The sequence below is a fragment of the Candidatus Caldatribacterium sp. SIUC1 genome, from assembly GCF_051549785.1.
Taxonomy (GTDB): domain Bacteria; phylum Atribacterota; class Atribacteria; order Atribacterales; family Caldatribacteriaceae; genus Caldatribacterium.
Genome location: NZ_CP189974.1, coordinates 1,123,419 through 1,140,244, shown reverse-complemented (window position 1 = coordinate 1,140,244; position 16,826 = coordinate 1,123,419). Strand labels below are relative to the sequence as shown.

Here is a 16,826-nt window from a genome sequence, read left to right as displayed (position 1 = left end):
CTCCGAAAAAAGACGCTCCTTCCTCCATTATACCAATTTTCCCCAGGAAGCAAGGGTCGTAAGCACCAGAGAGGACACAAAGGGGGGATACCGATTACGGTCTGAGCCCTTCCTTTTCGAAGAGCTCGAGGATGTGACCACAGAAGGCGCACTCAATACCTGCAAGGCGGGGCGGAACTTTCTGCCCCCGCGCCAGGACAGCCCGGCGTATGCCTACCCGAAGTGCCTCCTGAAGGCGCTGCTCAAGAAGGGGTACCGACCGCACCTCGCCTCCAAGACCGACCTCACCGCAGAACACGGTATCCTTGCGGACCTCCCTCTCTAAGCGAGAGGAGACGAGACTGACACAGAGGGCGAGATCAAGGCCCGTCTCGAGAGTACGGATTCCCCCGGCGATGCTCACATAGACGTCGTGTCGGGAAAAGCGTATTCTCGTGTTTTTCTCCACCACCGCAAGGAGGAGGTGCAGCCGGTTGAGGTCAATGCCCAGGCTCACCCGTCGAGGAAAGTCAAAAGAGCTCGGATGGACGAGAGACTGAATCTCCACCACCATGGCCCTTTTACCCTCTGCAAGAACCGTTCGGGCCACTCCAGGACGAAACCCCTCACTGTCAAGGAGGAAGTACAGGGAGGGATCGCTTACTTCCACAAATCCCTCCTCCCCGAGCTCTAAAAGCCCCACCTCTTGGGTAGACCCAAAACGGTTCTTCATTCCCCGGAGCATCCGCAGCGGACGGTTGGGGTCTCCCTCAAGATACAGTACCACATCCACAAGGTGCTCCAGAGTCTTCGGCCCAGCAACCACACCCTCCTTGGTGACATGGCCCACAAGGATGCAGGCAATGCCGCGCTTTTTGGCGATTCCCATGAACTGGGTGCTCAGTTCCCGTAACATCGCCACGCTTCCGGGAAGGAAGTCGCTCTCCTGCCGGGAGAGGTTCTGAATGGAATCGACAATCAAAAGATGAGGAGAAAGGGTATCAATGGCGCCGAGGATGTCCTCGAAAGCGTCAGAGGAGAGGAGGAAAAGGTGGGGTGTTTTGGATAAACCAAGGCGGTTCACCCTCAGATAGACCTGGGCAAGGGATTCCTCGCTGGAGACATAGAGCACCGTTTTGCCCACCCTGGCGACGTTTTCGGCAATTTCAAGAAGAAGCGTGGACTTCCCAATGCCCGGATCCCCGCTGAGGAGAATGAGCGATCCTTCCACAACTCCCCCTCCAAGGACCCGGTCGACCTCTCCGATACCGGAAGAGAAGCGGCGGTACTCCCGAAGGTTCGCCTCGCTCACCTCGGAGAGGCGTACAGGGACAATTCCCGGAGGGGATGCTGGTTTTTTGGGTTTTCGCTCTGTTTTCTCCTCAAAAAAAGTATTCCACCCTCCGCACTGGGGACAGCGCCCCATCCAGTTGGGGGTGGAATACCCGCATTCACTGCAGAGATATCTCATCGTCAGGCTTGCAGGGACAGCTCAAGGGGTGCGAACTTCGTGAAGGAAATCTTCCCATCCTCAAGCGTCACAATGATGCGGTCACCTTCTTTAAAGGCCCCGTTCAGAATGAGCTCCGAGAGCGGATCCTCCACAAGTCGCTGAATGGCCCGGCGGAGTGGACGGGCTCCAAAGTTCGGGTCGTATCCTTCTCGTGCGATGAAGGCACGAGCCTCCGGGGTGAGTTCGATGTCCATCCCGTGCTCTTTCAGGCGGTTCTTCGTTTCTTTCATGAGGAGCTCCACGATCTGCTCGATCTCCTTCTGCTTCAGCGGACGGAAGACGATGATCTCATCAACCCGGTTCAGGAATTCCGGGGTAAAGACCCGCTTGACTTCCTCCATAACCCGCTGCTTAATCTCCTGGTACGAGAGTCCCTCTTCTTTCTTATCCCCAAAACCAATGCCCCCCTGGGAGGCAATCATCCGTGCGCCAAGGTTTGAGGTCATAATGATGATGGTGTTCTTGAAATCCACAACCCTCCCCTGGGCATCGGTGAGCCGGCCCTCTTCCATAATCTGGAGGAGGATGTTGAAGATTTCGGGATTCGCCTTTTCAATCTCATCGAAGAGGACGACGGAGTATGGTCGCCTCCGCACCTTTTCGGTGAGCTGTCCACCTTCCTCATACCCCACATACCCTGGAGGTGAGCCGACGAGGCGTGAAACCGTAAACTTCTCCATGTACTCGGACATGTCCAGGGTGATGAGGGCGTCTTCTCTGCCGAAGAGGAACTCCGCAAGCGCCTTGGCAAGCTCTGTCTTGCCAACACCCGAAGGACCGAGAAAGATGAACGAGCCAATGGGACGGCGTGGGTCCTTCAACCCGGCCCGTGAACGGCGAATGGCCCGGCACACTGCCTTGACCGCCTCTTCCTGACCCACGATGCGCTTGTGGATTTCTTCCTCCATGTGAACGAGTCGCTCCTTTTCCTCCATGGCAAGGCGCGAAACCGGTATACCGGTCCAGCTCGAGACCACTGCAGCGATGTCCTCTTCGGTAACAAGCGGCCGCGTGGCGTCCACCTCTCGCAGCCAGGCCTCTTTGCTCTCCCGGTACTTCCGCTTCAGGCGTTCCTCCTCATCCCGGTAACGGGCAGCCTCCTCGAAATCCTGATTCCGGACCGCCCGTTCCTTCTGGCGACGAACCTCTTCAATCCGTGCCTCGAGCTCCTTGAGCTCCGGGGGGAGCACTGTGGCTTGTAGCCGCACCCGGCTTGCCGCCTCGTCCATGACGTCGATTGCCTTATCCGGAAGGTACCGGTCCGAAATGTACCGCTGGGAAAGCTTTGCCGCTGCCTCCAGAGCTTCATCAGTGATGCGCACCTTGTGGTGCTCCTCATACCTTTCCCGGATACCCCGGAGAATCGCAATGGTGACCTCCACCGAGGGTTCGTCAACGTACACAGGCTGGAACCGACGCTCAAGTGCCGAGTCCTTCTCGATATACTTCCGGTACTCAGTGATGGTCGTTGCTCCGATAGCCTGGAGCTCTCCCCGGGCAAGGGCAGGTTTCAGGATATTGGCTGCGTCAATGGCTCCTTCCGCTGCTCCAGCCCCCACCAGGGTGTGCACCTCATCGATGAAGAGGATGACTTCCTTGGTCTGGACGATTTCCGAGATGATTTTCTTCAGGCGCTTCTCAAACTCCCCGCGATACTTGGTTCCGGCAACCACTGCGGCAAGGTCAAGGCTCACCACCCGTTTTCCTTTGAGGATTTCGGGAACCTCGCCTCTCACAATCTTCTGCGCCAGCCCCTCCACAATAGCGGTCTTCCCCACTCCAGGTTCTCCAATGAGCACAGGGTTGTTCTTTGTCCTCCGGCTTAGAATCTGGATAACCCGCTCGATCTCCTTTTCCCGTCCGATGACCGGATCGAGCTTCTTCTCTAAAGCCAACTGGGTCAGGTCCCGGCTGAACTCATCAAGAACAGGGGTTCGACTCTCCCGATGCGATGGGGGTGAGTCAGGGAAGCTCTCCTGAGAGGAGGAGCTTTCGTTGAGGAATTCGTAGAGTCTGTTCCTCACCATCTCAAGGTCAAGGCCAAGACGGCGGAGAATCTGGGCTCCAACACCCTCTCCTTCCCGGAGAATCCCAAGGAGGATGTGCTCCGTGCCCACGTAGTTGTGTCCCATGCGCCGCGTCTCATCGAGGGCAAGCTCGAGAACCCGCTTTGCCCGAGGAGTGAAGGCAACTTCTCTTGAGCCCTGGTACTCTGTTCGATCCACCATGTGCTCAAGTTCACTCCGAACGAGCTCCAGGGTGATATCGAAACTGTCAAGGATTTTCGCTGCCAGGCCTTCCCGCTCTCGCAAAAGACCGAGGAGGAGGTGTTCTGTGCCGATGTGATTGTGCTTTAAGCGAACTGCCTCATCCTGGGCCAGAATGATAACCTTCCGCGCCCTCTCGGTATACCGTTCAAACATCGTCTCGTATCCTCCCCAAAGACACTCCTAAAAATTCCAGTATATCCCCACACACCCCTCGCAGAGGAATGGTTTTCAGCCGCTCTTCCACCCATGCTCCAACGCTCATTCCATTACAACCCCGCCTCTGGGCAAATATTCCCTCCTCCTGCCCGAAACGAAGCAGCGACAGGAAGTCCAGCACTTTCTTTCCCTTTATATCGCCCTCCCGAGCAAGATCTTTACCCGCTTCCTGCACTTTCTCAAGCAGCGTCTTACGGTGAAGGTCAGAATTCCGGAGGATTTCCCGGATGCTCCGTTCCCACTGAACCACCTTTCGCTCAATCCAGGACATTCCCTGGAAGATTTCCTCTTCCGTCACCCCCAGGGTGTAGCGGTTCGTGATTTCGAAAACGTGTGCCACGGGTTCTTTCGTTCCGCCATACCCTGAGACGACAAACTCCTGACGCTCTCGAAACCACTGGAGGACCTGGTCCTCACCGTACACCAGAGAAAGGGCGGGCAGGTGGAGCCACACAAAGATTTTGAGGCCTGTTCCCATCCACCAGGGAGAGGCCGTGAGATACCCCCACTGAGGGTCAAAGGCGTAATCGAGGAAACGCTCAAGCCACCGGTCAAGTCGCCGCACCGCCTCGAAATCAGCACGTCTCAAAGGGGCCATCCTTTCTGAGAAGATTCGCAGGTGGTCGCCGCTACCGAGCACCACTCCGAACTTCTGGCCCTTTCGCTCCCGAACGAAGGAAACCGTTCCTTCCTCATTTTGTCTACGGAAAAACCCGAAACCCCGACCTTCCCCACAGATGGCTTTCGTGACCCTTCGTTCAACCTCCTCGGAGAAAAGGGGATGGAAAAAGCGCGACGATGGAAAGGGAAGGCCCTCGAGATTCCGGGCAAGGACAATCTGTGTCTTTTCCCGCACTACCCCAAGAGAAGGAAGGGTTTTCTTCCAGGGAATACACATCCTCATAGGAGCGATTGCAACCTCTCAATGAGCTTTTTCAAGCGCTCGGCCTGCTCATATCGCTCTTCAGCCACACACCGCTCAAAATCCCGTAGTGCCTGGGAGAGGCTCTCCTGAATCTTCTTTTTCCGGACAAAGCGCCAGGGCATACTGCCCCGGTGGTGATTCCCTGCCTGCTCTTCCCGTGCCCACCGTTCTATTTCCCGGGAAAAGGCACTGTAGCAGTAGGGACATCCCACAGACCCACGCTCAAGGAATACCCGCAAAGGCAAAAGGCAAAAAGGACAGCGCTTTCTCTGACGACCCAGAGTTTGCTCTTTCTGGATTCGACCATTCCGGAGCCCCGTTTCAAGAAGGTGAGCAACGGACACGTGCATCGCACACTTCCAGCACAGAAAGAGCTTATCCCCTAATCCTGCCCGTTCCTGGGCAAGGTACACCACAACTGTCGCCTCACGGTGTCCGCAAAAGTCGCACCTCATCTACTTCCCCCAGCTCAGAATCTGCAGGAGCATTTCTTTCAGTATCCTTGAGCGAAGCTGATTTCGCTCCGCTCCGGGAGGAATACCAAGGTCGTCGATTTTCTCTAAAGCCCTAATCATTGCTGCCTTCATGAGCTGACCCTCGCGGTGCGTGATGAAGTTCTCCCGCTCCAGCCAGCTCAGGAGGTCCTCGACGTCGCTTTCTTTAAGCTGCCGCTCATATTCCTCAAGGTAGGCCACAATCGGCTCAATCCGGTCAATGGGAATCTTCCTGATCCGGACGTAGCCGCTACCCCCTCGCCGGCTCTCCACGATAAAGCCCCGAAAAACACTGAAACGGGTGGCAAGAACATAGTTGATCTGGGACGGAGCACAATCGAACTCACTCGCCAGCTTCCCCCGCTGGATGGTGACCACCTGGTCGGGGGAGTTCTCAATAAGGCGCATGATGTATCGTTCTATGGTGTCACAGAGGGAATACATGGCTCTCCCTCCTCTTGCCCCTTTTGACCATAACTGACATTTTTCATTATACCCGCCTCAGGGGCTTTGTCAATCTCTGGCAGGGCGAAGGAGGGGGAAGAGGATAACCTCTCGAATAGAAGGCACATCGGCAAGGAGCATAACCAGCCGGTCAATCCCAATACCCAGTCCCCCTGTGGGAGGCATCCCGTACTCCAGCGCTTCAAGGTAATCCTCATCGATGAAATGCGCTTCGAGATCACCCCTCTGGCGCTTTCGAGCCTGCTCTTCGAAACGTCTCCTCTGTTCGAAGGGATCGTTGAGCTCGCTGTAGGCATTCCCGATTTCTTCTTGCCCGATGAAGAGCTCGAAACGCTCAGCCAGACGGGGGTTGTCCTTCTTAGCCTTGGCCAGAGGTGAAATCTCCACCGGATAGTCGAGCACGAAGGTCGGATGGATGAGCTCAGGCTGCACAAAGCGCTCAAGAAGCTCGTTCACGAACTTCCCCCGATCCCAGTGCACTTCCCAGGGCATCCCCAGCTCGTCCGCTTTCTTCCGTATGATTTCAAGAGAATCCTCAAGGATGTCAATCCCGGTTTTCTCCCGAATAGCCTCGGGCAAGAGCAAACGCCTCCAAGGTGGGGTAAAGTCAATGGCCATCGACTGATAGGTGATGGTGTACGTTCCAAGAATTCTCAGAATCACAGAAGAGAGGAGTTCTTCGCAGAGGCGCATCATGGTCTCGTAGTTCCCGTAGGCCTCGTAGAGTTCGAGCATCGTGAACTCCGGATTGTGACGGACCGAAATCCCCTCGTTTCTGAAGTTCCGGTTGATTTCGTAGACCTTTTCGAACCCCCCCACCACGAGACGTTTCAGGAAGAGTTCCGGGGCAATACGGAGATAGAGCTCCATCCCCAGGGCGTTGTGGAACGTCTTGAAGGGACGGGCCAGGGCACCTCCGGGGATGACCTGCATCATGGGAGTCTCAACCTCTACAAAGCCCCGCTCATCAAGAAAGGCCCGGATTTCCCGGATGAGACGGGAACGAAGGAGGAAGATGCTTCGGACCTCGGGGTTCATGATGAGGTCGAGGTACCGCTTCCGGTATCGAACCTCCACATCCCTGAGTCCATGCCATTTCTCCGGGAGGGGGCGGAGGCATTTCCCAAGAAAAACGAAGTCCTCAACGAGAACGGTGAGTTCCCCGGCATGAGTTCGGAAGACTTTCCCCTCCACTCCCAGAAGGTCCCCAACATCGATCACCCGGAAAACCTGAAAGCGGTCATCACCCAGGACATCCCGCTTGACGTATATCTGAATTCTCCCCGTATGGTCCTGAAGGTCAGCAAAGAGGGCCTTACCATGCCGCCGAATGGCCATGAGTCTTCCAGCAGTTCGGACTCGAGCTTCGCTCTGAATGAGCGTCGCTTCGTGGTTGCAGATGTCGAGGACCGTATGGGTCTTCTCAAAACGTCCGTTATAGGGCTCTATGCCGAGATTCCTGAGTTCCTGAAGCTTTTCGAGTTTTTCGCTTGTTTCGACCTCCACGGGGTCACCCTCCATGAGCCTATGAGCCTCAGTTTCTTCGCTTCACACCTTGCGGAAAAAGCGCAAAAAAACCGACCCTCGAACACGTTACCCTCGAACGAACTCCACCCTTACTCTTCCTTCCTGCGAATGTCCACTATGCGGTACCGCACAACCCCTGCTGGAACTTTGATCTCCACGACTTCGCCCCGGGTGTGGCCAATGAGCGCCTGGGCAAGAGGGGATTCAAAAGAAATCTTCTGTGCCGAGGGGTCCGCTTCCACCGAGTCCACGATGGAGTACTCCACGATCTTCCCCTTGTCAAGGTTCTCAAGGACAACCCGCACACCCAGCCGGACACGGTCGAGGTCCTCTTCGGCATACTCTTCTTCGTCCACGATTTCTGCTCGGCGGAGCTTCTCCTCAAGCACCAGAATCCGCCCTTCGATGAACGCCTGCTCGTTCTTCGCCGCCTCGTACTCCGCGTTCTCGCTGAGATCTCCAAAGGAGAGGGCGTGGCTGATTCTATCGGCGATTTCTTTCCGCTTCACCGTTTTGAGGTACCGGAGTTCTTCCTCAAGCTTCTGGTACCCTTCTCGAGTCAATCGAATCTTTCCGTCCTCTTTCTTCTTTTCCATACGTTGCGCCCCCACATCCGAAAGGCCCGTTACTTTCCCAATAAGGATATAGAAAGGCTCCCGGGCTGTCAAGTTTTTTCAGCGCCGTACAAGGCCGTCAATCCCCAAACCTTCCCGGGGAGGCACCGGTTCACTCCCTGTTTTCCTCCGCAGGGCTTCACTCCTCACAAGCAGCATCCCCAGATACCCCACCCCAAAACCTGCAGGCACCGCCCATAAAAGCAATACGGGGAGGTAGAAAAGCAGAGCTCCGCTTTGAACGTAGAGGAAAGCCACAACCCACTGCCCCAGGTTGTGAAATACCGCACCAAGGAGACTTGTCCAGAGCGGGGAGACGTCCTTCTGGCGAAGGGCGCTCATAATGCCGAAGCTGGCGAGACCCCCACCAAGGCTCAGAAAGAAAGCGATGCCAAGGAGCGTTCCGGAGAACAGGTTCCCCAGGAAAATGCGAACGAGCACCACGTAAAAGGCTTCCCGTCCACCAAAGAGGAAAAGCGCCACCAGGGTAACCACATTGGCCAGTCCCACCTTGATGCCGGGAAGAGGAACAGGAGGAGGGAAACACCCCTCAACCATGTGGAGAACGACTCCGAGTCCGGCGAGGAAACCAACAGTCCCGAGCGATACCGTCCTGCGAATGCCCAAAACCTCCTGCTCTTCAGGGTACCACACGAGGAACGCTTTCGCAAGCAGGAAGCCGCCTGCAAGGAGAAACGAGGAGAAACCTGGGGGCTCTTCAGGAAGCAAAAGGATGGTGGAGATGACGGGACTTGAACCCGTGACCTCCTCGTTGCGAACGAGGCGCTCTCCCAGCTGAGCTACATCCCCATGTTCTGAAAAACGCATGGTGGGCCTATCTGGATTTGAACCAGAGACCTCACGCTTATCAGGCGTGCGCTCTCACCAACTGAGCTATAGGCCCACATCCTGCACCTTGAGAAGAAAATATTCCGCCTACTTCCCTCTGGACTCCTTAGAAAGGAGGTGATCCAGCCGCAGGTTCCCCTACGGCTACCTTGTTACGACTTCACCCCAATCATCAACCCCACCCTCGGCGCCTGCCTCCCTCTTGCGAGGGTTAGCCCGGCGACTTCAGGTGAAGTCGACTTTCGTGGTGTGACGGGCGGTGTGTACAAGGCCCGGGAACGTATTCACCGCGCCATGGCTGATGCGCGATTACTAGCGATTCCGCGTTCATGCAGGCGGGTTGCAGCCTGCAATCCCAACTGAGGCCGGCTTTCTGGGATTGGCTCCCCCTCGCGGGTTCGCAACCCTCTGTACCGGCCATTGTAGCACGTGTGTCGCCCAGGGCATCAGGGCCATGAGGATTTGACGTCATCCCCACCTTCCTCCGGCTTGTCGCCGGCAGTCCCCTTAGAGTGCCCGGGTTACCCCGGTAGCAACTAAGGGCAAGGGTTGCGCTCGTTGCGGGACTTAACCCAACATCTCACGACACGAGCTGACGACAACCATGCAGCACCTGTTGTGGCTCCCCTGGAAACCAGGGGTCGTCACCCTTTCGGGCTCCTACCACCACAATGTCAAGCCCTGGTAAGGTTCCTCGCGTTGCATCGAATTAAACCACATGCTCCACCGCTTGTGCGGGCCCCCGTCAATTCCTTTGAGTTTCAACCTTGCGGCCGTACTCCCCAGGCGGGGTACTTAATGCGTTAGCTGCGGCACGGAAGGGGTCGAACCTCCCACACCTAGTACCCATCGTTTACAGCCAGGACTACCCGGGTATCTAATCCGGTTCGCTCCCCTGGCTTTCGCTCCTCAGCGTCAGGGACAGACCAGAGAGCCGCCTTCGCCACTGGTGTTCCTCCCGATATCTACGCATTTCACCGCTACACCGGGAATTCCACTCTCCTCTCCTGCCCTCGAGCTCCCCAGTTTCCCACGACCCTCCCCGGTTGAGCCGGGGGCTTTCACGTGAGACTTAGGGAGCCGCCTACGAGCGCTTTACGCCCAGTGAATCCGGACAACGCTCGCTCCTTACGTATTACCGCGGCTGCTGGCACGTAATTAGCCGGAGCTTTCTCCTGGGATACCGTCACAGGAAGGAGCTGTTCACCCCTTCCCTCTTCTTCTCCCAGAACAGGGGTTTACGACCCGAAGGCCTTCTTCCCCCACGCGGCGTCGCTGGGTCAGGCTTTCGCCCATTGCCCAAGATTCCTCACTGCTGCCTCCCGTAGGAGTCTGGGCCGTGTCTCAGTCCCAGTGTGGCTGATCATCCTCTCAGACCAGCTACCCGTCATCGCCTTGGTAGGCCGTTACCCCACCAACAAGCTGATGGGACGCGAGCCCCTCTTGAGGCGCCAGCATGCCAAGCAGAGGCCAGCTTTCCTCCAGAAGCCCTGCGGCCCTGGAGTGTATGGGGTATTAGCCCCCCTTTCGGGGGGTTATCCCCCTCCTCAAGGCAGGTTACTCACGCGTTACTCACCCGTTCGCCACTCAGCCTTCCCTTCCTCAGAGAGTCAGGGAAGCTGCGTACGACTTGCATGTGTTAGGCACGCCGCCAGCGTTCGTCCTGAGCCAGGATCAAACCCTCCATGACAAACCTGTTCAGTCCTCACAGAGGACCTGATTTCCTGGTTCCTGTACGGTACCACCTTCAGGAAGTAGGCGGAATATTCACTTGTCAAGGTGCGCCTTTTTGCCCTGGGGGAGCCAGGGCAAGAGATAATTTAGCACAGGGGTGAGGAATTGTCAACAAGGACAGAAACCCCTTTGGGGGAGTTTTCGGCCATTTTTTTCAACCCACACCGGAACGACAAAGCCCACGTCCTCAAGCTCCAATCCCTGGTATGGGTTACAGTGCTCGTACTGCACCTCCACAAGGTACAGGCCCCAGGGAGGGAGATTCAGGCGGCGGTAGGCATGATGGGAGGGGTGGGTGAGCATGCGCTTAAGGTCTGCAAGAGACACCTTCCCTATCCCAAGAAGCAAAAGCTCCCCGAAAATCATGCGTGCCATGTGGTGGAGAAACCCCTCCGCCACGATGCTGAGAAGTACAAGAGGGAAACGAAACTCGATGTCAAGAGCGTACACCGTCCGTACTGAGGAGCGCGGAGAAGGGGAACTGAAAGAGGCAAAATCGTGGCGACCGATGAAAAGCCTTGCCCCTTCCTGAACCAGAGCCCAATCCACTTCCTGCCTGAGGGAATAGACATATCCCCTGAGGAATACCGGACACGTCCCGCAAAAGACGGCGTACAAGTATCGCTTACTCTTTGCCGACTTTCGAGGATGGAAATCCAAGGGGGCCTCCTGAACCCGAAGAACCCGCATGTCATCAGGAAGAAGGGCCTGCAGAGCCCTGTAGAGCACCTCGCAGTCAACGGGTTTTTCGGTGGTAAAGCTCACCACCTGGCCCAGGGCATGAACGCCTGCATCGGTTCTTCCTGAGGCCATCGTGACGACCGGATGCTCCAGAATCGAGGAAAGCGATGACTCCAGAACTCCCTGAACGGTTACCTGGTCCCTCTGGCGCTGCCATCCAGCATACCTGGTCCCGTCATACTCAAGGACAAGGAGGAAGTTCCGCAACGGCACTCACCACGTCCACCAGGAAAGGCTCAGAGAGAGGGCAAAAACCAAAAAAGAAAGGGAAAGAAAAGCATAGTCCCGGCGTTCGAATCTCAACACCCGGAGGCGCGTTCGTCCGATACCGCCTCGGTAACAGCGAGATTCCATCGCCACCGCAAGGTCCTCGGCGCGACGGAAAGCGCTGACAAAAAGGGGGACAAGAAGAGGGACAAGACCCCGGATTCTCTTCATGAACCCCCCCGACTCAAAATCCACCCCCCGGGCCATCTGGGCCTTCATAATGCGGTCGGCTTCCTCAAGGAGGGTGGGAATGAAGCGCAGGGCAATGGTCATCATCATGGCCAGTTCGTGAGCCGGAAACCCCCACCGTTTGAGAGGGCTCAGAAGACCCTCAATACCGTCGGTGAGCTCTATGGGGGAGGTTGTGAGTGTGAGCAGAGTGGTCGCCACCACAAGGAGCACGAGGCGTGCAACGACAAAAAGCCCCTTGAACAGTCCTCCCAGAGAGACGCGGAGAAATCCGAAAAGCACCAGTACCTCGTCTGGTGTAAAGAACACGTGGAGACAGAGGGTGAGAACAAGAAGCACCCAGAGAGGGCGCAGGCTCTTGAAGACGTACTGGAAGGGAAGGTGGGCAAGGAAAATAAGGAGGACGAAGAACCCTCCCAGAAGGGCGAAAGAAAGCCACGATTGAACGAGGAAGAGCGTCACAATGCCCAAAGCTACAAAGAAGATTTTACTTCGAGGATCCAGACGATGCATGGCCGAATCGAGAGGGACGTACTGTCCGATTACTACACTTCTACCGAACACGGTTTCCTCCTTACAAGGACCTTCTCCTCAATCTCCCGGTAGAGCTCAAGGGGTGTCAGCGGGGGATCCACCTCAAACCCCCGTGCTCGCAGGAGAAAAGCTGCCCGAAGGAGGGGTGAGGGGATAATACCGTACTGCCGCATCCGGTGCTCGTAGGCGAAGAACTCCCGCACCGGGCCATCGAAGGCCACCCTTCCCCGTTCAAGAACCACAACCCTCTCTGCTATGCGTGCCACATCCTCGACGTTGTGAGAGACGAGCACCACCGTCAAGCCCCACTGCCTGCGAAGATCCTGGAGACGTTCAAGCAGAGCTGTTCTCCCCTGAGGATCAAGACCGGCAGTGGGCTCATCAAGGACGAGGACTTCGGGTTTCATGGAGAGGATGCTGGCGATGGCAACCCGGCGCATCTGCCCTCCCGAAAGCTCAAAAGGGCTTTTGTCTTTAAGCGCCTCGTAGTTCAGCCCCACCGCCTCCATCGCCCAGCGCACCCGCGCTTCGAGTTCTTCACCCTCCACACCCATATTCCGTGGGGCAAAGGCTACTTCCCGAAAGACGGTCTCCTCAAACATCTGGTCCTCAGGGTACTGGAACACAAGCCCCACCTTCTGACGAATTTCCTTGAGCGCTGCCCCCCGAACCCGGGTATCCACCCCGTCGACCACCACTCTCCCCTCCTGGGGAACGAGAAGGCCGTTCAGGTGCTGGACGAGGGTGGATTTCCCACATCCGGTCCGTCCAAGAATGGCCACGCTCTCACCCCGGGAGATGGTCAGAGAAACACCCTGCAATGCCTGAACGGCAAAGGGAGTATTGGCAAGGTAGGTGAAGGAAACGTTCTCTACGAGTATGAACACAGGGCATCCACCAGTTCGTCCGGAGAAAGGGGAAGAACGGAGAAGAGGTCCGGGTAATCCTTCCACAGAAGGAGCGCCACTTCCACAATCTGGGGGAGTTCCAGTCCCCACTTTTCAACATCCTTCCCCACGAGGAACACCTCGCGCGGGGACCCCTCGGCCACAATCTCCCCGTTGTCGATGACCATAACCCGATCGGCCAGGAGGGCTTCCTCCACGTTATGGGTAATATGGAGAATGCCAACGTCTTTTCGGAGCTCCCGAAGAAGCCGCAAGAGCTCATCCCGACCCTCCGGGTCAAGCATAGCTGTAGCCTCATCAAGAACGAGGTACTTCGGATGCATCGCTAAAACCCCTGCAATGGCCACCCGCTGCTTCTGTCCCCCAGAGAGCGTGTGAGGCTCCCGCTTTCTGTACTCACTCATCCCCACCCGCTCCAGGGCTTCGTCAACCCTTTTGCGGATTTCTGACGGAGGGAGGCCCAGGTTCTCCGGACCAAAGGCAACGTCCTCCTCGACCGTCGTAGCAATGAGTTGGTTATCCGGGTTCTGGAAAACCAGGCCAACGCGCCGGCGGATTTCCCAGAGCACCGATTCGTCACGGGTGTCCATCCCATCAACGCAAACGCGCCCCTTTTTGGGGACAAGAAGCCCATTGCAGTGCTTGGCCAGCGTCGACTTCCCGGAACCATTGCGACCCAGAAGGACAACGAACTCCCCTTCCTGGAGAACGAAAGATACACCCCGAAGCGCTGCAACTGCCCGGGGGTCTTCTTTTTCTCCGTACCAGAAGTGGACGTCCTCAAAACAAATCATGCCCTACGCTATTCCACGATTTCCACGAGCACAAGTGGGGCCCCATCACCGATGCGAAAGCCGGCTTTGACGAGACGACAGTATCCTCCCTTGCGTTCCCTCACGCGGGGCACGATACTTCGAAGCAGGGTCTTGAAGGCCTCCTTGTCCCGCACCCAGGACACAACCTGCCGCATGGAGGCATTGTCACCCCGTATGGCCAGAGAGACCACCCGCTCAAAGTACCTTTTGAGAACCTTGCCCTTCGCCTCCGTGGTCTCAATTCTACCGTTTTTGATGAGCGAGACTATCATGTTGGCCAGCATGCTCTCCTTGTGGGAAGTCTTTCTCCCCAGCTTTTCGGTTCTCTTGCGATGCCTCATGGCTCAGTCACTCCCCGCTTCTCTCTTTTCCCCCAGCCGGTATCCGAGCCTTTCGAGCTTCCCGATAATCTCCTCATACGTCTTCTGGCCGAGATTCTTGATTTTCTTCAGGTCCTCCGGACGATTCTGGACGATCTCCAGGAGTTCTCGAACCGTATTGATGCGAGCCCTTTTCAGGCAGTTATACGCCCGCACGGAAAGTTCAAGCTCCTCGATGGTCATCTCCCGCTCTTCCAGAGAAGCTTTTTCCTCGCCGGGACCCACCCCAAGAGGTGGTTCCCCAATGCGCTCCTTCAGGAGATTCAGAAGATGCGAGAACTCCTCTACAAGGAGCTCGAGGGCTCTCCGGAAAGCCTGCTGAGGGGTGATAGCACCATTTGTCCAGATTTCAAGGAGCACTTTGTCGTAGTTGGTGAACTGCCCAACCCGGGTGTCCATAACCTGGAAGTTGACTTTCCGCACCGGGCTGAACATGGCATCAACCGGAATGATGTCATAGGTATGGTAGGCGTCCTCCTCCGCCTCCCGATACCCCTTCCCTCTCCCAACGAAAATCCTCATGTTGAGATGGCCGTTCTCCTCGAGTTCCGCAAGGTAATGGTCGAGGTTAATGATTTCCACATTTGGGTTTGGCCGGATATCGCGAGCCGTAACCTTCCGGAGAGCACCAGGGGTTCCCCGAACGTCGAGGTACAGTGTTTCGCTCTCCGAATACGAACGTACGACAAGGCCCTTGAGGTTCAGGATAAGGTCTGTAACGTCTTCCCGGACCCCCGGAAGAGGGGAGAACTCGTGGATGATCCCGTCAATCTGGACCGCCGTGACGGCCGCTCCTTCGATTGAGGAGAGGAGAACACGCCGCAGGGCATTGCCTACCGTTATGCCCCAGCCAGACTCAAAGGGCTCAATGGCGAACTTCCCGTACTGCGCGTGCGTCACCGGGTCCTCTCGAAACTCAAGAAGCTCACACTTCATGAGACTCTTCAGGTCCTGCATACAGACACCTCAAATCACTTAGAGTAGAACTCCACGATGAGCTGTTCCTGAACCTGGAAGTCGATATCCTCCCGCTTCGGCTCGCGAAGGACCACAGCCTTCGCCGAACTCCTGTCCACAGAGAGCCAGGAAGGAACCTGAAGGTCCTCCTTCTCCTCAAGGAGTTCTCGAATCTTCCCGTGCTCTTTCCCCCGTTCTGAAAGCTCGATCACGTCACCCACTTCCACAAGGTATGAGGGGATGTTGACCCGTTTTCCGTTTACCAGGAAATGTCCGTGGAGGACCATCTGGCGAGCCTCTGCTCGAGAATCGCTCAGGCCCATCCGGAAAACAACGTTGTCGAGCCTGCGCTCAAGAAGCGAAAGCAGGTTCTCCCCAGTGAGTCCAGGCATCTTCGCGGCCATATCGAAATACTTCTTGAACTGCCTCTCGGTAATACCATAGATGAAGCGAACCTTTTGCTTTTCACGAAGCTGCAGTCCGTAGCTTGAGAGACGTTTCCGCCCTCCCTTGTGGATACCGGGAGGGAACGGTCGTCGTTCAAAAGCGCATTTGTCCGTGAAACACCGGGGACCCTTCAGGAAGAGCTTCATCCCCTGCCGACGACAAACACGGCATCGTGGTCCAGTGTATCGTGACATCCTCTATCCTCCTTCAGACTCTCCTCTGCTTTGGTGGCCGGCAACCATTATGGGGTATGGGGGTCACATCCTTGATGGAGTTAATCACAAGTCCTGCTGCCTGGAGTGAACGGATGGCCGTTTCCCGACCAGCACCGGGACCCTTCACCAGCACGTCGACCTCCCTCAGACCGAAATCCATGGCCTTCTTGGCCGCCTGTTCTGCCGCAAGCTGGGCGGCAAAGGGGGTCCCTTTCTTCGTTCCCTTAAAACCCACCGTGCCACCACTTGCCCAGGCGATAACGTTCCCTTGGCGGTCTGTAATGGACACGATGGTGTTGTTGAACGTGGACTTAATATGAGCGATACCCTCACGGACAATTCGCCGCTCTCTCTTTTTCTTCCGGGAAGGTTTTGCCAAGGTGCTTCAGACCTCCTTTTTCAGGACTTTCCTACTTCTTCCTCTTGACTCCTACTGTCCTCCGTGGACCTTTGCGAGTTCGGGCATTAGTCCGGGTCCGCTGCCCACGAACCGGCAGGCCTCTCCGGTGGCGCAACCCCCGGTAGCACCCGATAGCAATGAGGCGCTTGATGTTCTGCGAAACCCTTGCCCGAAGCTCTCCCTCAACCGGATATTGCTCAACGATCTTCTGAATCCGGCTGATTTCGTCATCAGTCAGGTCCTTCACCTTCACCGCTGGGTCAACCCTGGCCTCTTCGAGGATTTTCTTGGAAAGGCTTCTGCCAATACCGTATATGTACGTCAGGGCAATGTCGATCCGCTTGTTCGGTGGCAAATCAACACCAGCAATACGAGCCATCTTGAGAC

At 56.5% G+C, this 16,826-nt stretch carries 17 protein-coding genes, 2 tRNA genes and 1 rRNA gene; all 20 read right to left on the bottom strand.

Annotated features, from left to right (window positions below; translation table 11 throughout):
• Positions 1-94: 94 nt before the first annotated feature.
• Positions 95-1,450, bottom strand: a complete 1,356-nt coding sequence (gene radA, locus ACP6EK_RS05930; protein WP_438314050.1) for a DNA repair protein RadA — start codon at positions 1,448-1,450, stop codon at positions 95-97.
• A 2-nt stretch (positions 1,451-1,452) separates the two neighbouring features.
• Positions 1,453-3,915 carry an ATP-dependent Clp protease ATP-binding subunit gene (locus ACP6EK_RS05925; RefSeq protein ID WP_438314047.1) on the bottom strand — a complete coding sequence of 821 codons (2,463 nt, stop codon included), beginning with the start codon at positions 3,913-3,915 and terminating at the stop codon, positions 1,453-1,455.
• Positions 3,908-4,882 carry a hypothetical protein gene (locus tag ACP6EK_RS05920; protein WP_438314044.1) on the bottom strand — a complete coding sequence of 325 codons (975 nt, stop codon included), beginning with the start codon at positions 4,880-4,882 and terminating at the stop codon, positions 3,908-3,910. The genes ACP6EK_RS05925 and ACP6EK_RS05920 overlap by 8 nt, the downstream gene beginning before the upstream one ends.
• On the bottom strand, positions 4,879-5,358 hold the full coding sequence (locus ACP6EK_RS05915; protein ID WP_438314041.1) for a hypothetical protein: 480 nt from the start codon (positions 5,356-5,358) through the stop codon (positions 4,879-4,881). The genes ACP6EK_RS05920 and ACP6EK_RS05915 overlap by 4 nt, the downstream gene beginning before the upstream one ends.
• Positions 5,359-5,841 carry a CtsR family transcriptional regulator gene (locus ACP6EK_RS05910; protein ID WP_438314038.1) on the bottom strand — a complete coding sequence of 161 codons (483 nt, stop codon included), beginning with the start codon at positions 5,839-5,841 and terminating at the stop codon, positions 5,359-5,361.
• A gap of 69 nt (positions 5,842-5,910) precedes the next feature.
• Positions 5,911-7,383 (bottom strand): lysine--tRNA ligase, encoded by a 1,473-nt coding sequence (lysS, locus tag ACP6EK_RS05905; RefSeq protein WP_438314035.1) that lies wholly within the window; start codon positions 7,381-7,383, stop codon positions 5,911-5,913.
• A gap of 95 nt (positions 7,384-7,478) precedes the next feature.
• Entirely contained in the window at positions 7,479-7,985 is a 507-nt protein-coding gene (greA, locus tag ACP6EK_RS05900; RefSeq protein ID WP_438314032.1) for a transcription elongation factor GreA, read from the bottom strand.
• A 78-nt stretch (positions 7,986-8,063) separates the two neighbouring features.
• The gene (locus ACP6EK_RS05895; protein WP_438314029.1) at positions 8,064-8,630 is read right to left on the bottom strand and encodes a Gx transporter family protein; all 567 of its coding nucleotides are present in this window, start codon (positions 8,628-8,630) and stop codon (positions 8,064-8,066) included.
• 107 nt (positions 8,631-8,737) lie between these two features.
• Positions 8,738-8,813 (bottom strand) — tRNA-Ala (locus ACP6EK_RS05890).
• A 17-nt stretch (positions 8,814-8,830) separates the two neighbouring features.
• A tRNA-Ile gene (locus ACP6EK_RS05885) sits at positions 8,831-8,907 on the bottom strand.
• Between the two features lie 55 nt (positions 8,908-8,962).
• Positions 8,963-10,542, bottom strand: a 16S ribosomal RNA gene (locus ACP6EK_RS05880).
• Positions 10,543-10,694: 152 nt separating this feature from the next.
• Positions 10,695-11,540, bottom strand: coding sequence for a tRNA pseudouridine(38-40) synthase TruA (gene truA, locus ACP6EK_RS05875; protein ID WP_438314026.1), 846 nt, complete (start codon positions 11,538-11,540; stop codon positions 10,695-10,697).
• On the bottom strand, positions 11,541-12,296 hold the full coding sequence (locus ACP6EK_RS05870) for an energy-coupling factor transporter transmembrane component T family protein (RefSeq protein ID WP_438318911.1): 756 nt from the start codon (positions 12,294-12,296) through the stop codon (positions 11,541-11,543). It lies immediately after the preceding gene.
• 32 nt (positions 12,297-12,328) lie between these two features.
• A complete protein-coding gene (locus ACP6EK_RS05865; protein WP_438314023.1) occupies positions 12,329-13,204 on the bottom strand; it encodes an energy-coupling factor transporter ATPase in 876 nt (291 codons plus the stop codon).
• Positions 13,189-14,019 carry an energy-coupling factor transporter ATPase gene (locus ACP6EK_RS05860; RefSeq protein ID WP_438314021.1) on the bottom strand — a complete coding sequence of 277 codons (831 nt, stop codon included), beginning with the start codon at positions 14,017-14,019 and terminating at the stop codon, positions 13,189-13,191. Before ACP6EK_RS05860 ends, ACP6EK_RS05865 begins: the two co-directional genes overlap by 16 nt.
• Positions 14,020-14,027: 8 nt before the next feature.
• The gene (gene rplQ, locus ACP6EK_RS05855; protein WP_438314019.1) at positions 14,028-14,381 is read right to left on the bottom strand and encodes a 50S ribosomal protein L17; all 354 of its coding nucleotides are present in this window, start codon (positions 14,379-14,381) and stop codon (positions 14,028-14,030) included.
• Between the two features lie 3 nt (positions 14,382-14,384).
• Positions 14,385-15,377 carry a DNA-directed RNA polymerase subunit alpha gene (locus tag ACP6EK_RS05850; protein WP_438314017.1) on the bottom strand — a complete coding sequence of 331 codons (993 nt, stop codon included), beginning with the start codon at positions 15,375-15,377 and terminating at the stop codon, positions 14,385-14,387.
• A gap of 14 nt (positions 15,378-15,391) precedes the next feature.
• Entirely contained in the window at positions 15,392-16,018 is a 627-nt protein-coding gene (gene rpsD / locus ACP6EK_RS05845) for a 30S ribosomal protein S4 (protein ID WP_438314014.1), read from the bottom strand.
• A 13-nt stretch (positions 16,019-16,031) separates the two neighbouring features.
• The gene (gene rpsK / locus ACP6EK_RS05840; protein WP_017872972.1) at positions 16,032-16,418 is read right to left on the bottom strand and encodes a 30S ribosomal protein S11; all 387 of its coding nucleotides are present in this window, start codon (positions 16,416-16,418) and stop codon (positions 16,032-16,034) included.
• A 31-nt stretch (positions 16,419-16,449) separates the two neighbouring features.
• The gene (gene rpsM / locus ACP6EK_RS05835; protein WP_017889373.1) at positions 16,450-16,818 is read right to left on the bottom strand and encodes a 30S ribosomal protein S13; all 369 of its coding nucleotides are present in this window, start codon (positions 16,816-16,818) and stop codon (positions 16,450-16,452) included.
• Positions 16,819-16,826 lie beyond the last annotated feature (8 nt).

Coding starts and splice junctions, on each gene's coding strand:
- ACP6EK_RS05920 (WP_438314044.1), bottom strand. CDS start 4,882: ATGAGGATGTGTATTCCCTGGAAGAAAACCCTTCCTTCTCTTGGGGTA.
- ACP6EK_RS05870 (WP_438318911.1), bottom strand. CDS start 12,296: ATGCATCGTCTGGATCCTCGAAGTAAAATCTTCTTTGTAGCTTTGGGC.
- radA (WP_438314050.1), bottom strand. CDS start 1,450: ATGAGATATCTCTGCAGTGAATGCGGGTATTCCACCCCCAACTGGATG.
- greA (WP_438314032.1), bottom strand. CDS start 7,985: ATGGAAAAGAAGAAAGAGGACGGAAAGATTCGATTGACTCGAGAAGGG.
- lysS (WP_438314035.1), bottom strand. CDS start 7,383: ATGGAGGGTGACCCCGTGGAGGTCGAAACAAGCGAAAAACTCGAAAAG.
- ACP6EK_RS05850 (WP_438314017.1), bottom strand. CDS start 15,377: ATGCAGGACCTGAAGAGTCTCATGAAGTGTGAGCTTCTTGAGTTTCGA.
- rplQ (WP_438314019.1), bottom strand. CDS start 14,381: ATGAGGCATCGCAAGAGAACCGAAAAGCTGGGGAGAAAGACTTCCCAC.
- ACP6EK_RS05925 (WP_438314047.1), bottom strand. CDS start 3,915: ATGTTTGAACGGTATACCGAGAGGGCGCGGAAGGTTATCATTCTGGCC.
- ACP6EK_RS05915 (WP_438314041.1), bottom strand. CDS start 5,358: ATGAGGTGCGACTTTTGCGGACACCGTGAGGCGACAGTTGTGGTGTAC.
- ACP6EK_RS05910 (WP_438314038.1), bottom strand. CDS start 5,841: ATGTATTCCCTCTGTGACACCATAGAACGATACATCATGCGCCTTATT.
- ACP6EK_RS05860 (WP_438314021.1), bottom strand. CDS start 14,019: ATGATTTGTTTTGAGGACGTCCACTTCTGGTACGGAGAAAAAGAAGAC.
- rpsM (WP_017889373.1), bottom strand. CDS start 16,818: ATGGCTCGTATTGCTGGTGTTGATTTGCCACCGAACAAGCGGATCGAC.
- rpsD (WP_438314014.1), bottom strand. CDS start 16,018: ATGTCACGATACACTGGACCACGATGCCGTGTTTGTCGTCGGCAGGGG.